The organism is Paraburkholderia sp. D1E (assembly GCF_052682275.1).
Genome location: NZ_JBQYMB010000001.1, coordinates 5,143,609 through 5,158,188, shown reverse-complemented (window position 1 = coordinate 5,158,188; position 14,580 = coordinate 5,143,609). Strand labels below are relative to the sequence as shown.

Here is a 14,580-nt window from a genome sequence, read left to right as displayed (position 1 = left end):
GACCTTCTGCCATCGCGCATGCCAAAAACGCTCTCCTCCGACGACATCCAGCATTTCCGCGAAACCATGCGGCGCGTGGCCGAAAACGCGTTCGCCACGCGCGGCGCGCAAGGCGTGACAATGCGCGAACTGGCGAAGGAGCTGGGTTGCAGCGCGATGACGCCCTATCGCTACTTCCGCGACAAGGACGAGATCCTTGCAATGGTCCGCACCGCGGCGTTCAACCGCTTCGCGGCGCGGCTCGAGGCAGTGGCCAAGGAAACGTCCGCGACCGACCGCTCCGCTATCAGCGACGCCTACGTGTCGTTCGCACTCGACGAACCGCACGCCTACCGCCTGATGTTCGATCTGAATCAGCAGGAAGGCGCGTACCCGGAACTCACCGCCGCGTCGCAGCGTGCCTGGCGCATGCTCGGGGCGCACTTTGAGCAACTGGTTGCCGCGGGCATTCTGGAAGGCGATCCACAATTGATCGGCTATGCCTACTGGGCAAGCCTGCACGGCTTCACCATGCTGGCACTCGCCAACCAGTTGCCGTTGCCCCAGGCGCAGCAAGCCGCCGCGAGCCACGCGCCGACGCGCGAGGCTGTGCTCGCGCAGATTCGCGGGATGTTGTGGCGCGGGGCCCAGCCGCAGCGCGGCTAGCCCTTCAGCCCTTCAACTCACTCAACGCGAATAACCCGGTGTGCGGCACCGGGAAGCGAAGTCCGGGCGCGAAGCTCAGCCCGCCCGCAAGGTCGGATCCGCCGCCGCGCGCCAGCTCAACGCCTTGGCTCGCTGGTCGGTGAAGAACGTCACCCATTGATTACGCACCTGCGGGTCGGCGCTCACGGCCAGGCTCGTGTAATGCTGCGCAAGCGACGCCTGGAACCCGCAGTAATCGTCCTTCGACAACTTGCCGCGCCGATTCGCCACGTACGCGTCGAACAGCGTCGCGTAGACGCCTTGCGCGTCGTTGCCGTAATCGACCGTCTGGGCACTGCACATCTGCTGCAACGATGCGAACGAGGGCGCGCCCATCGTTCCGTTCAAGCTCGGCGAGCTGACGCATCCCGTCAGGAGCGCAGCAGCGCCGATCATCCAAAGTCCACGCATGAATTCACCTCGAAATGGCTGCTGCCGTGAGTATCGTCCGTGGCCGCGCGTTACGCCACCACCTTAGCCAGTCGTTAGAAGTACGCGTAAGAAAACCGAACTTTACTTTTTCGAATATGTTCATTAAAGTTCGAAAACGAACACTATCGGTTCGATAGTTTTTCCAAACGGCTTCCGGAACAGACGCAGGGGACACAGCAGGTGACGCAAGGCTCGAGATACGATTTGCTCGTCGTGGGCGGTGGGATCAACGGCGCAGGCATCGCACGCGATGCGGCGGGCCGCGGCCTGTCGGTGCTGCTCTGCGAACAGGACGATCTGGCGGCGCATACGTCGTCGGCCAGTACCAAGCTGATCCACGGCGGCCTGCGCTACCTCGAATACCGCGAGTTCGGGCTGGTCCGCAAAGCCCTGCAGGAACGCGAAACGTTGCTGCGCGCGGCGCCGCACATCATGTGGCCGCTGCGCTTCGTCATGCCACACATGCCCGATCTGCGGCCGGCCTGGCTGATCCGCGCCGGCCTGTTCCTTTACGATCACCTCGCCAAACGCGAACTGCTGCCAGGCTCGCGCGGCATCGTGATGCGCAACCACCCTGCCGGCGCACCGCTGGTCGATTCGATCAAGCGCGGCTTCGTGTATTCGGACGGTTGGGTGAACGACGCGCGTCTGGTCGTGCTGAACGCGCTGGATGCGCAAGAGCGCGGCGCAAAAATTCTCACGCGCACCAAGCTGCTAAGCGCGGTGCGTGCCGGCGGCGAATGGCGCGCGCAACTCAAGCGCTCGGACGGCACGATCCTCGACGTGCGCGCGGCCTCGATTGCGAATGCGGCGGGCCCGTGGGTCGGCGAATTGCTGCATGGCGCGCTCGGCCGCGAGGCGACGCACAGCGTGCGCCTGGTGAAAGGCAGCCATATCGTCACGCGCCGTCTGTTCGAACACGATCATGCGTACATCTTCCAGAATCCGGACAAGCGGATCATCTTTGCGATTCCGTACGAACACGATTACACGCTGATCGGCACAACCGACCTCGAATATCGCGGCGACCCGTCGAAAGTAGCGATCGATGCTGACGAAATACAGTACCTGTGCGACTCGATCAACCGCTACTTCAAGCAGAAGATCTCGCCGCAAGACGTGCGCTGGACCTACTCGGGCGTGCGTCCGCTGCTCGAGGAAGAAGGCGCGGACAACCCGTCGGCGGTCACGCGCGATTACTCGCTAGAACTCGACGCGCCCGCAGGCGAGGCGCCGCTTCTGTCGGTGTTCGGCGGCAAGATCACGACGTTCCGCAAGCTGGCGGAAGAAGCCGTCGACAAACTCACGCACGCGCTGCATAACGGCACGCCTTCGTGGACGGCCGGTGTGCCCTTGCCCGGTGGCGATATTCCGCAAGCCAACTTCGAGCGCTTCCTCGCCGGCTTCAAGCAGCAGAATCCCTGGTTGCCCACCGACCTGGCTCACCGCCTCGCCCGTGCGTACGGCACGCGCGTGAAGCACGTCATTGGCAACGCGCGTTCGGTGGCAGACCTCGGCCGCGCTTTCGCGCCAGGTCTCTACGAAGCCGAACTCACTTACCTGCGCGACACCGAATGGGCACGCAGCGCGCAGGACGTGTTGTGGCGCCGCTCGAAACTCGGCCTGCACGTCGAACCGGGCACGCTCGATTCGATCACACGCGACATCGACACGTGGCTCGCCCGCGAGCCGGTCCGACAGAACGCCTAGTTAAGCCCGTTAATCAGGTCACTGAGTTGAGTCCCTGAGTCAGGCGATAGCAACACGGCTTGGCTACGTGGATGAACCCGCACGAACCGAATCGATTTTCACCCCTCGGCTACTGACAAAGCCGGGACGCACAAGCTCAAACTGTTGCAGCCCGCTTAAAACAACAAGCCGTTCCCGTCGCCGGTCAGCAGCCCGGCGATTCATAAAACGCATGGAGAAGAGACAATGCAGGATCAGTACATCCTCGCGCTTGACCAAGGCACTACCAGCTCCCGCGCGATGCTGTTCGACCGGCTCGGCAATATCGTGTCGACCGCTCAGAAAGAATTCCAGCAAATCTATCCGCGTCCGGGTTGGGTCGAACACGACCCGCAGGAAATCTGGTCGACGCAGGCCGGCGTCGCAGCCGAAGCGGTCACGCGCGCCGGCATGAACGGCACCTCAATCGCCGCGATCGGCATTACCAATCAGCGTGAGACCACCATCGTGTGGGACCGCGAAACCGGCCACCCGATCTATAACGCGATCGTCTGGCAAGACCGCCGCACGGCCGACTTCTGCGATCAGCTTAAAGAGCAAGGTCTCGAAGAAAAAGTCCGCGCGAAAACCGGTCTGCCGATCGACTCGTACTTCTCGGCGACCAAGATCCGCTGGATTCTCGACAACGTCGAAGGCGCACGCGAAAAAGCGAAGCAAGGCCGTCTCGCTTTCGGCACAGTGGATAGCTGGCTCGTGTGGAACTTCACCAAGGGTGGTCTGCACGTCACCGATGTGACCAACGCGTCGCGCACCATGCTGTTCAATATCCACACGCTGAAGTGGGACGACGAACTGCTCGAAGCGCTCGACATTCCGCGCAACATGCTGCCGGAAGTGCGTGCGTCATCGGAAGTGTACGGACCGACCAAGACCACCGTGTTCGCCTCCAAGATTCCGCTCGCGGGCATTGCCGGCGACCAGCACGCGGCCCTGTTCGGCCAGATGTGCACGCAGTCGGGCATGGTGAAGAACACCTACGGCACTGGCTGCTTCCTCGTGATGAACACTGGCGACAAGCCGATCGAATCGAAGAACAATCTCGTCACCACCATCGCGTGGCAGATCGGCGACCAGATCAACTACGCGCTCGAAGGCAGTATTTTCATCGGCGGCGCGGTGGTCCAATGGCTGCGCGACGGCCTCGGCATCATCAAGAACGCCACGGAAATCGAAACGCTTGCGCGCAGCGTATCGCACAGCGATGGCGTGTATCTCGTGCCCGCGTTTGCAGGGCTCGGTGCGCCACACTGGAATGCCCGTGCTCGCGGCACGCTGTTCGGCGTGACCCGCGGCACGAGCTCGGCGCATATCGCCCGCGCCGCGCTCGACTCGATCGCCTATCAATCGCTCGACGTGCTGAAAGCCATGGAGGCCGACTCCGGCATTCGCATCGGCGAATTGCGCGTGGACGGCGGCGCTTGCGCGAACAATCTGCTGATGCAATTCCAGGCAGACATTCTCGGCGTCGACGCGGTGCGCCCGAAAGTATCGGAGACGACCGCATTGGGCGCGGCGTATCTGGCCGGTCTCGCGGTCGGCTACTGGAAAGACGTGGACGAACTGCAAAGCCAGTGGGCGCTCGATCGCCGTTTCACGCCTGCCCTGCCGCACGCCGACGTCAAGGAGTGCCTCGACGGCTGGAAGCGCGCGATCCGCGCCGCGAAGGCCTGGGCCGACACGCCCTGATTGTTTTCCATCAGCGCCATAAGACACCTTTCGACATAACGAAACCGCTTATTCCGCGGCTTCCCTAACAACCATATTTCGGATAACCAACGATGTCTCCTTACATTGCGGAATTCATCGGCACAGCGATTCTGGTGCTGCTCGGCGACGGCGCGGTCGCCAACGTGCTGCTCGCGCGCACCAAAGGCAAAGGCGCGGACCTGATCGTGATCGTGATGGGCTGGGCGATGGCCGTGTTCATCGCCGTCTACGTCACGGCATCGTACAGCGGCGCGCACCTGAATCCTGTGGTGACGATCAGCCTCGCACTGGCAGGAAAATTCGCGTGGGCCAAAGTGCCCGGTTACATCGCGGCGCAGATGCTCGGCGGCATGGCGGGCGCCCTGCTCGTGTGGGTCGCGTATCGTCAACACTTCAACAAAGAAGGCGATGCCGACGTGAAGCTCGGCGTGTTCTGCACGTCGCCCGCGATTCGCAGCGTGCCGCATAACCTGCTCACCGAAATGATCGCGACTTTCGTGCTGATTCTCGGCGTGCTGTATCTGGCTTCGCCGCAAGTCGGCCTGGGTGCGCTCGACGCGCTGCCGGTCGGCCTGCTCGTGCTCGGCATCGGTATTTCACTCGGTGGCCCGACCGGTTACGCGATGAGCCCGGCGCGCGACCTGTCCCCGCGCCTGATGCACGCGCTGCTGCCGATTCCGGGCAAGCGCGACAGCGACTGGCGATATTCGTGGATTCCGGTGTGCGGTCCGTTGCTGGGCGGCGCGGTGGCGGCGGGTCTGTATCTGTACCTGCACGCGCACTGATCTGGTGGCGCGCATAGAGCGCGCACCAAAGGGGCCACCAAAGCCCCACTCAAAGCACGTTCAACGGCGCAAATAAGCGCCGGCGGAAAGCGATGGCGCCGCGCACGCGGCGCCAAAGCACGTATCATGATGCTTTCAATCTCCGCGCATGAGCTTGCAGTTGTCCTGCTCGCGTGCTTCTCGCTTTCCGTGTTAAAGCATGATCGACCACCTCATCTGTGACTGCGACGGCGTGCTCGTCGACAGCGAAATCATCGCTGACCGCGTGTTGCTCGAAACGCTGTCCGCCTCCTTCCCCGGCCTCGATTTCGAACCGGTCGTCAAAACGGCGTTCGGCCAGCAGACCTCGCGCTTTCTCGAAGGCATCGAGAAGTCGTTCGATATCACGCTACCCGCCGATTTCTTCAATACGATCGAACACAATGTCGAGCTTGCGCTCGCCGCATCGCTCAGCCCGATCAACGGCGTGCGCGAGGCCTTGCAACGCGTGACGCTGCCGGCCGCGGTCGTGTCGAACAGCCGGATGGCGCGCGTGAATGCGTCGGTGCGACGCGCAGGCCTGCAACAAATTTTCGGCGAGCGGATTTTTAGCGCCGAACAGGTGGCGCGGCCAAAGCCTTATCCGGATGTGTATCTGTTCGCTGCGAATACGCTAGGCGTGGACCCGGCGCGATGCGTCGTCGTGGAAGATAGTGTGGCGGGTTTGAATGCGGCGCGTGCGGCAGGCATGAAGACGATTGCCTTCGTCGGCGCGAGCCATATCCCAGATGGTTACGCGGATGCGCTGCGCAAAATGGGCATGACACGCATCATGAAGCATATGGATGAGCTGCCCGCACTGGTTGAAGCCGGTGTGCGAGGCGAATTCGGCGACGTGCAGTCTTAACGGGCGCAGCAATAAGAAAGCCGGCTATCGTGAACTAACCCCGCAAGGCTGGACATCCGTCCAATGATTCGGGGTGCAGTTCATCGAAGCTGGCTTTTTTCAAACGCGCGAGAATGCGTGAAGTTCGCTCTGGCGGGCATCGCTGCCGTCGTATAGCGCGAAAGAACGCCCGCGCTCCACCGCCAACAGATCGCTGCACGCGGCACCGCTTAACGCATCAAGCCTCGTCGGCAACGCATTCGCGCGCCGTCGCCAGCGCCTGGCGGAATTCAACCAGCTCGGCGATCGTCAGCATCGGCAGATTGTGTTGTGCGGCGAAGCGCTCCACGTCCGCGCCGCGCGTCATCGTGCCGTCCGCGTTCATCAGTTCGCACAGCACACCGGCCGGTTTCAGACCCGCGAGAATTGCCAGATCGACCGTGCCTTCGGTGTGGCCGCGACGCGCGAGTACACCGCCGGGCTGCGCGCGCAACGGGAACACGTGACCCGGGCGCACGATATCGGCAGGCTTCGCCGTATCGCTGATTGCCGCGCGAATCGTCGTCACGCGATCGAGTGCGGACACGCCGGTCGTCACACCATCGCGGGCTTCGATCGAGACCGTGAACGCGGTGCCGTGACGGCTTTCGTTGTTGACGGCCATCGGCGGCAGTTCAAGCGCGCGGATTTTGTCGTCGGGCAGGCACAGGCAGACGATGCCGCTGCATTCGCGGATCAACAAGGCCATGGTTTCAACGGAAAGGCGCTCGGCGGAGACGATCAGATCGGCTTCGTTCTCGCGGTCGTGATCGTCTTGCAGGACGACAGCGCGGCCATCGCGCATGGCTTGCAAGGCGGCCGCGATACGCGGCGGAACGGGCTCGGTGGCGAGCAGGGGGAGATCGAGAATTGCGCTATCCGCAATCACCGACGGAGCAGGAAAAGTAGCAAAGGACATAGTTGAAACGCTCATCGCAAAAGTTGGGCGAAAAACGTTTCAGGGCATTGCAAACAGGCAAAGACGCGCCGTTGAACACCGCGCAAAGCGGCGTTCGCGCACCGCTCCAACCTCGGGCGGCGCCACGGAAACGAACATGACTATCTGCACATCTTCTTCCATCCGGACTCTAACCGTCGGCTCTGGCTTCTCACCAGATCTGCTGACCCCGTGTCGACCGGAGTTAGCGCTTTAGCTGTCGATCAGCGTTAGCGCTTTAGCGCTTACTCTGATCCCATGCAAAGCTCTTACTCTGGTCCCATGCAACCTAGTTGCACAGTGCCAAATACATTGACGACGCGGGCGCTCGCGGGCTCACCGGCTCACGCTTTCGCGCTGCCGGCATACCGCCGGTGGGGAATTTCGCCCCGCCCTGAAGACGCACTGATTGCCGGATCGACCGGCTGGCAAAGCATACAACAGTCGCGCGAGACCTGCAGCGCAACCCCTACTGATTAGACGGACATCTCTGCTTCGCAGCGGATCCGTCATCAAAATCCTGACGTATCAGACCGGCGCGGCCTGCCGTGTCAAATCGTGCGGCGCAGGCACATCCCAACGCGGCGGCGTTTCCGCCTTCAGCGTCACACGAAACGCACGCGCTTCGGTGTCACCAGGATTGCGCAGGCTGTGCGGCTGGTCGGCGTCGAACACGATCGCGTCGCCCGTGGCCAATAACTGGCGTTGATCGTGCACGCTGACTTCCAGCGTGCCTTCGCTCACCACCAGATTCACCGTGGTGCCCGGCGCGCGGCGCGTGCCGGCCTCGGTATGCAACGGCGCGATACGCAACTCGTGAAACTCGGCGGCAGTCGGCTCGGCGTCGGGATAGAGCGGCCGGGCCGAGTAGCGCCCATTCGAACTGACGAGCCGCGACGAACGCTCCGCCGGCAAATGCTCGAAGCCGTTAGTCGCATGACGCCGCAAGAACGCCGCCACCGATACCTTCAACGCCGCTGCAACCTTGCACAGCACCTTGATGGACGGCACGCTGCGCGCCGACTCGATCTGCGCGAGCATCGCTCGTGAGACGCCGGAGGCGCGGGCCAGGGCGTCAAGCGAAAGTTGGCGCTCGGCGCGCAAACGGGCGAGATTCACGCCGACCAGATATTCAAGAGCATCAAAGGGTTCGGCGGCACGCGGCGACGCATCGGTGTCAGCCGTGGGATCGCGAACCAGCGCAAGCGGGGAATGCATGATTGCCTCCAGTAGCGCCGCCGGACGGCGGGCAAGCGGTTAGTGGAAGCAAGATAGCATCGCGCCTTGCCGCGCCCAACGAAGTTATCTTCACACTGTTATCAGCATTGCGGAGGACGATTCTCGCAAAGCTTGTGCGAATTTCTCATATGGACGTGTCCGGACCCGGATGCGCTCGAGCGCACCCACGCACTGGGGGCATCAGGTGCGCCTCACGCACGCCCAGGCACGCTCATGCGCGCTGCGCGACAACCGATGCCGGCGCATCCATCCGCGCCGCGAACCACGTGAGCAGCAACGCCGCCACGCTGACCGCCGCCGCGACCCACGGCAACGTATCGAGCGAATGGCCATGATTGATCACCAGACCGCCGAGCCACGCGCCACCCGCATTCCCCACATTGAACGCGCCGATATTCAGCGTGGAAGCCAGATTCGGCGCCGCAGCGGCCTTCTCGACCACGCGCATCTGCAACGGCGGCACGGTCGCGAACGCAGCAATGCCCCACACGAAAATGGTAATCGCCGCAGCGACCTGCGAATGACTGGTGCGCGCGAAGATCGCCATCACCACTGCAAGCGCCACCAGAATCCCCATCAGCGAAGGCATCAGCGCACGGTCCGCGAGCTTGCCGCCCACGGTATTGCCGATCGTGAGGCCCACGCCGAACAGCACCAGAATCAACGTCACGCCACGCGGCGAGAAGCCGCTGACCTGCTCGAGAATCGGCGCAATATAAGTGAACACGACGAACACCCCGCCAAAGCCGAGCACCGTCATCGCGAGCGCGGTCCAGACTTGCGGATCCTTCAGCACGCGCACTTCATGGCCCAAGCCGACCGGGCCGGAATCATGGCGATTCGGCACCAGCAGCGACACGCCCGCCAGCGACAGCACGCCGAGCGCGCTGACAATCCAGAACGCCGCACGCCAGCCGAATTCCTGACCGACGAACGTGCCGAACGGCACGCCGAGCACATTCGCCAGCGTCAAGCCGGTGAACATCAGCGCAATCGCGCTCGCCCGCTTTTCAGCCGGCACGAGCGAAGCCGCCACCACCGCGCCGATGCCAAAGAAGGACCCATGTGCGAACGACGTCACCACGCGCGCGATCATCAGCACCGAATAGCTGGACGCGATCGCGCACAGCGTATTGCCGACGATGAACACGCCCATCAGCAACTGCAACGCGAGCTTGCGCGGCATCTTGCTGGTGACCACCGCGAGCAGCGGCGCGCCGACTGCCACGCCGAGCGCGTAACCGCTCACCAGCAAACCGGCCGACGGAATCGACACGGACAGATCGCGCGCGACCTCGGGCAGCAAGCCCATGATCACGAACTCGGTCGTACCGATCGCGAAGGCGCTGATCGCTAGCGCCAGTAATGGAATGGGCATTTTTCTACTCCAGGTTCTAAAGTTGAGCGTGTTTGCGGTGAGCGTGGCGCAGCGCCGTCACGAATTCGATGACCACGCCGGGCGCGAGCCCGACGAACAGCTGCAATTCGGCTTGCTGCGGCCCCATTTGCGGCACTTCGGCGAGCTGATACGGCATGTCCGCCGCCTGCAGGCGCTGCAATAGCGCCTGCCACTCGTCGGCGCTCTCCAGCCGGAAGGCGATATGGTCGATGCGTGGCGCCGCCCTGCCCGCTATGGCGGGCACTGTCGCGTCGATCAGATGAATCACCGGGCGGCCATTTGCGTACAACCAGTAGCCGTCAATCGAAAACGGCGGACGCGCGCCCTGCGTCAGCCCGACGACGTCGACGAAGAAACGTCGGGCGGTATCGAGGTCGGCGGTAACGATCGTTGCGTGATCGAGTTGCATGGCGGAGGCTCCGCGGAGCACAAAGGGTTTACGAGGAGTGCATTGTGAGCGGAATACGTCAATTTGATAATTGGCGTAGCATTTGAAGCATTTTCAAATTCTTTTGAAAGATCGCGATGGATAACCTCGGTGACATCCGCCTGTTCGTCGAAGCCGCGCAGCAAGGCAGTCTCTCGGCGGCGGGCCGCAAGATGGGCCTGACGCCGGCCGCCGCCAGCGCGCGGCTGGCCAAACTCGAATCCGGCCTGAAAGCGCGTCTGTTCGAGCGCACGACCCGCCAGCTCAGGCTCACGGATGAGGGCCGCCTCTACCTGAACTGCTGCCGCCAGGCGCTGCGATCGCTCGACGACGCCGAAGCTGCGCTGCAAGCCGGCCAGGGCGTAGTGCGCGGCAAGGTGCGGATCTCGGCGACCTCTGACTTCGGCCGCAATCTGCTGATGCACTGGCTCGACGAGTTCAACGCGCTTTACCCGGAAGTGACGTTCTCACTGACACTGTCGGACTCACTGGCGAATCTGGTGCAGGAAGACATCGATCTCGCGATCCGCTTCGGTGTGCCGCAGGACAGCTCGCTGGTCGCCCGCAAACTCGCGCCAAACCGGCGTGTGCTGTGTGCGTCGCCGGACTACATCGCACGCAAAGGTGAGCCGAAAGACCCGCACGATCTGGCGAATTTCGATTGCATCGTGCTCGGCACCGCGTCGGGTCCGGTCAACGAGTGGCGCTTTACGCGCGGCGACGAGGTGCAGCACTACACCGTGCCGCTCGACACCGCTCGCGAGACGAATGACGGCGCCGTGGCCCGCGAATGGGCGCGGCGCGGCTACGGGATCGTCATCAAGTCGATGTGGGACGTGGAAGCGGACCTGCGCGGCGACTGCCTGAAAATCCTGCTGCCCGAATGGCGCTATCCGGATGCGCCGCTGCACGCGCTCTACCATCGCAACCGCTTCATGGCGCCGCGCGTGCGCGTGCTGCTGGATTTTCTGAGCGAGCGCTTTGCGCAGGTGTCGGACGAACTGGAAGGCCTACTGGGCTTGCCGCCGGCGCGTCCTTGAGCAATCGCCGCGGCAGAAACCGCATCCGATGAAGGGCTATAATATTGAGCCACGCTGCAAACGTGCATTGAACGTGGATCCCATGGACCTAAGCGGGACACAAACAGGGACTAAAACAAGGCCCAAACGCCGCACCACGGCCCCTCCGCACGTTTTCACCCTCTTCACCTTTTAAACGACGCCCCCAGGTTAACCACTGCGACCGGCGAAAATCGATGACCAAGAAAGTTTATGTAAAGACCTACGGCTGCCAGATGAACGAGTACGACTCCGACAAAATGGTCGACGTACTCGGCGCGGCTGAAGGACTCGTCAAGACCGACACGCCGGAAGACGCGGACGTCATTCTCTTCAATACCTGCTCGGTGCGCGAAAAAGCGCAGGAGAAAGTCTTCTCCGAACTCGGCCGTGTGCGCGAGTTGAAAGAAGCGAACCCGAATCTGATCATCGGCGTGGGGGGTTGCGTGGCAAGCCAGGAAGGCGCGTCCATCGTCGCTCGCGCACCGTATGTCGATCTGGTGTTCGGGCCGCAAACGCTGCACCGTCTGCCGCAAATGATCGACAAGCGCCGCGAAACCGGCCGTGCGCAAGTCGACATCTCGTTCCCGGAAATCGAAAAGTTCGATCACCTGCCGCCCGCGCGCGTCGATGGCGCGAGCGCGTTCGTGTCGATCATGGAAGGTTGCAGCAAATACTGCAGCTACTGCGTCGTGCCGTACACGCGTGGCGAAGAAGTGTCGCGTCCGCTGGACGACGTGCTGACCGAAATCGCCGGCCTCGCCGACCAGGGCGTGCGCGAAGTCACGCTGCTCGGCCAGAATGTGAATGCGTACCGTGCCGGCATCACGCTTGGCTCGAGCGAAATCGCCGACTTCGCTCAATTGATCGAATACGTCGCGGATATTCCGGGCATCGAGCGCATCCGCTACACCACGTCGCATCCGAAGGAATTCACGCAGCGCCTGATCGACACCTACGCCAAGGTGCCAAAACTCGTCAGCCACCTGCACCTGCCGGTGCAGCACGGCTCCGACCGCATCCTGATGGCGATGAAACGTGGCTACACGGTGCTCGAATACAAGTCGGTGATCCGCAAGCTGCGCGCGATCCGCCCGGACCTGTCTTTGTCGACCGACATGATCGTCGGCTTCCCAGGCGAGACGGAAGAAGACTTCGACAAGATGATGACGTTGATCCACGAGATGAAGTACGACACCAGCTTCTCGTTCATCTACAGCCCGCGTCCCGGCACGCCCGCCGCGAATCTGCACGACGATACGCCGCATGAAGTGAAGCTCAAGCGTCTGTACCATCTGCAGGCTACGATCGAAGAAAACGTGCAGCGCATCAGCGATTCGATGGTCGGCAAGGTCGAGCGGATTCTGGTCGAGCGCCCGGCGCGCAAGGACCCGAACGAACTCGCGGGCCGCACGGAGAACAACCGCGTGGTGAATTTCCCGGCGCCGATCGCATCGCACGCGCGGCTGATCGGTCAGATGGTGGACGTGAAAATCGTCCACGCGTACCCACATTCGTTACGTGGCGAACTCGTGCTGGTGCACGACGAGACGCCCGCAACCGCCCACTGAGCGACGCCAGCCAGCGTCACGAACCCGACAGGATCGATCCACCGCCTTGAAGACCACTCAGCAGCATCTGGAATTCACCGCACCGCGCGACGACAACGCGCGGCTCGCCAACCTCTGCGGACCGCTCGACGAGAATCTGCGGCAGATCGAGCAGGCGCTCGACGTGACGCTGCAACGCCGTGGCCACCGCATCACGATTCGCGGGCGCGGCGCGAAACTCGCGCTCACCGCGCTCGAAAAGTTCTACAACAAGTCGCAGGCGCCGCTGTCGGTCGACGACATCCAGCTCGCGCTCGTCGAAGTGCGTCAGCCGGCACGGCATCGCACGAACGGCAACGGTCATGGCGGCGAAACCGGCGACTCGCGCTTTCCGGGCAATCCGGATCATCCGTTCGACCAGCCAGCCGACAACGGCGACGAAGACCTCGAAGAACTCGGCCCGAAGCTGTACACGCGGCGCGCCGATCTGCGCGGCCGCACGCCGGCGCAACGCGAGTATCTGAAGCAGATCATTGCGCATGACGTGACCTTCGGCGTCGGTCCGGCGGGGACGGGCAAGACGTATCTTGCCGTGGCTTGCGCGGTGGACGCGCTGGAGCGCGATCAGGTCAAACGCATCGTGCTGACGCGTCCGGCCGTCGAAGCGGGCGAACGCCTCGGCTTTTTGCCGGGCGATCTGGCACAGAAGGTGGATCCGTATCTGCGTCCTTTGTATGACGCGCTGTACGACCTGCTCGGCTTCGACAAGACCGCCAAGATGTTCGAGCGGCAGATGATCGAAATCGCACCGCTCGCGTACATGCGCGGCCGCACGCTGAATCACGCGTTCATCATCCTCGACGAGGCGCAGAACACCACGCCCGAACAGATGAAAATGTTCCTCACCCGGATCGGCTTCGGCTCAAAAGCGGTGGTTACCGGTGACACGACCCAGGTCGACTTGCCGCGCGGCGCGAAGAGCGGGCTGATCGAAGCACAGCAGGTCCTCGCGGACGTGCGCGGCATTGCGCTCACGCGCTTTACCAGCGCGGACGTGGTGCGGCATCCGCTGGTCGCGCGAATTGTGGAGGCGTACGATGCGCATTCGCAGAAGACCGCCAATCCCGCGGATTCCCGCTAATTCGCGGCGCGATTTGCGTCATTAATATTTGCGTTGAATTCCACTGGATATGCCGCAGCAACCCAAGCAACAAATCGACACCGCATGAGCCGCGCACCGAAACTGACGTTGAATCTGCAATTCCCGGCCGCCAAAGCCTGGCCGGAACACAAGGCGCTGCTGCCGCGCGCCACCGTGGCCGGCTGGATCAAGGCGGCGCTCTTCGCAGACGGTGAGCTGACCGTGCGTTTCGTCGACGCCGAAGAAGGCCGTACGCTGAACCGCACCTATCGCGGCAAGGATTATTCGACCAACGTGCTGACGTTTGCATACGCCGAATCGGAAGACGATCCGGTGACGGGCGACCTGATCCTGTGCTGTCCAGTGGTGGAAAAGGAAGCCGCCGAGCAGGGCAAGCCGCTCCTCGCGCACTACGCGCATCTGCTGGTGCACGGCGCCCTCCATGCGCAAGGCTACGACCATGAGGTCGAGGAAGAAGCCGAGGAGATGGAAGCGATCGAAACCGAAATCCTCGGCAAGCTCGGTTTCCCGGATCCTTATCAATAGTCTTTGCCGTCATCGTCAGAAA

Annotated in this window: 14 protein-coding genes and 1 riboswitch; of the genes, 9 read left to right on the top strand and 5 right to left on the bottom strand. The window is 62.7% G+C overall.

Features of this window, described 5'->3' with window-relative positions; genetic code table 11:
• Nucleotides 1-18 precede the first annotated feature (18 nt).
• The gene (locus tag ACUN0E_RS23145) at nt 19-645 is read left to right on the top strand and encodes a TetR/AcrR family transcriptional regulator (protein WP_445568054.1); all 627 of its coding nucleotides are present in this window, start codon (nt 19-21) and stop codon (nt 643-645) included.
• A 75-nt stretch (nt 646-720) separates the two neighbouring features.
• Here the strand turns inward: ACUN0E_RS23145 and ACUN0E_RS23140 are convergent, their stop codons facing one another.
• A complete protein-coding gene (locus ACUN0E_RS23140; RefSeq protein WP_408231515.1) occupies nt 721-1,095 on the bottom strand; it encodes a hypothetical protein in 375 nt (124 codons plus the stop codon).
• A gap of 201 nt (nt 1,096-1,296) precedes the next feature.
• On the opposite strand from ACUN0E_RS23140, the gene glpD reads away from it, so the two are divergent.
• The 4 genes from glpD (at nt 1,297) to ACUN0E_RS23120 (ending at nt 6,243) form a co-directional block, all read left to right on the top strand.
• Nucleotides 1,297-2,826, top strand: a complete 1,530-nt coding sequence (glpD, locus tag ACUN0E_RS23135) for a glycerol-3-phosphate dehydrogenase (RefSeq protein WP_445568053.1) — start codon at nt 1,297-1,299, stop codon at nt 2,824-2,826.
• Between the two features lie 225 nt (nt 2,827-3,051).
• Nucleotides 3,052-4,551, top strand: coding sequence for a glycerol kinase GlpK (glpK, locus tag ACUN0E_RS23130; protein ID WP_408231509.1), 1,500 nt, complete (start codon nt 3,052-3,054; stop codon nt 4,549-4,551).
• 92 nt (nt 4,552-4,643) lie between these two features.
• The gene (locus tag ACUN0E_RS23125; RefSeq protein WP_408231506.1) at nt 4,644-5,357 is read left to right on the top strand and encodes an MIP/aquaporin family protein; all 714 of its coding nucleotides are present in this window, start codon (nt 4,644-4,646) and stop codon (nt 5,355-5,357) included.
• A 199-nt stretch (nt 5,358-5,556) separates the two neighbouring features.
• Nucleotides 5,557-6,243: an HAD family hydrolase gene (locus tag ACUN0E_RS23120; RefSeq protein WP_408231503.1), complete on the top strand. Its 687-nt coding sequence runs from the start codon at nt 5,557-5,559 to the stop codon at nt 6,241-6,243.
• Between the two features lie 217 nt (nt 6,244-6,460).
• Here ACUN0E_RS23120 and ribB read toward each other — a convergent pair whose 3' ends face one another.
• From ribB to ACUN0E_RS23100, 4 genes are all read right to left on the bottom strand, one after another.
• A complete protein-coding gene (gene ribB / locus ACUN0E_RS23115; RefSeq protein WP_408231500.1) occupies nt 6,461-7,180 on the bottom strand; it encodes a 3,4-dihydroxy-2-butanone-4-phosphate synthase in 720 nt (239 codons plus the stop codon).
• Nucleotides 7,181-7,326: 146 nt separating this feature from the next.
• Nucleotides 7,327-7,604: riboswitch (FMN riboswitch) on the bottom strand.
• A 122-nt stretch (nt 7,605-7,726) separates the two neighbouring features.
• On the bottom strand, nt 7,727-8,416 hold the full coding sequence (locus tag ACUN0E_RS23110; RefSeq protein WP_408231497.1) for a helix-turn-helix domain-containing protein: 690 nt from the start codon (nt 8,414-8,416) through the stop codon (nt 7,727-7,729).
• Between the two features lie 232 nt (nt 8,417-8,648).
• Entirely contained in the window at nt 8,649-9,815 is a 1,167-nt protein-coding gene (locus ACUN0E_RS23105) for an MFS transporter (RefSeq protein WP_408231494.1), read from the bottom strand.
• A gap of 16 nt (nt 9,816-9,831) precedes the next feature.
• Nucleotides 9,832-10,245 (bottom strand): VOC family protein, encoded by a 414-nt coding sequence (locus ACUN0E_RS23100; protein WP_445568052.1) that lies wholly within the window; start codon nt 10,243-10,245, stop codon nt 9,832-9,834.
• Between the two features lie 116 nt (nt 10,246-10,361).
• Here ACUN0E_RS23100 and ACUN0E_RS23095 point away from each other — a divergent pair, with 116 nt between their 5' ends.
• From ACUN0E_RS23095 to ybeY, 4 genes are all read left to right on the top strand, one after another.
• A complete protein-coding gene (locus ACUN0E_RS23095; protein WP_445568051.1) occupies nt 10,362-11,303 on the top strand; it encodes a LysR family transcriptional regulator in 942 nt (313 codons plus the stop codon).
• Nucleotides 11,304-11,518: 215 nt separating this feature from the next.
• Nucleotides 11,519-12,892, top strand: coding sequence for a tRNA (N6-isopentenyl adenosine(37)-C2)-methylthiotransferase MiaB (miaB, locus tag ACUN0E_RS23090; RefSeq protein ID WP_445568050.1), 1,374 nt, complete (start codon nt 11,519-11,521; stop codon nt 12,890-12,892).
• Between the two features lie 46 nt (nt 12,893-12,938).
• Entirely contained in the window at nt 12,939-14,012 is a 1,074-nt protein-coding gene (locus tag ACUN0E_RS23085; RefSeq protein WP_445568049.1) for a PhoH family protein, read from the top strand.
• An 84-nt stretch (nt 14,013-14,096) separates the two neighbouring features.
• Entirely contained in the window at nt 14,097-14,558 is a 462-nt protein-coding gene (gene ybeY / locus ACUN0E_RS23080) for an rRNA maturation RNase YbeY (RefSeq protein WP_408231479.1), read from the top strand.
• Nucleotides 14,559-14,580 lie beyond the last annotated feature (22 nt).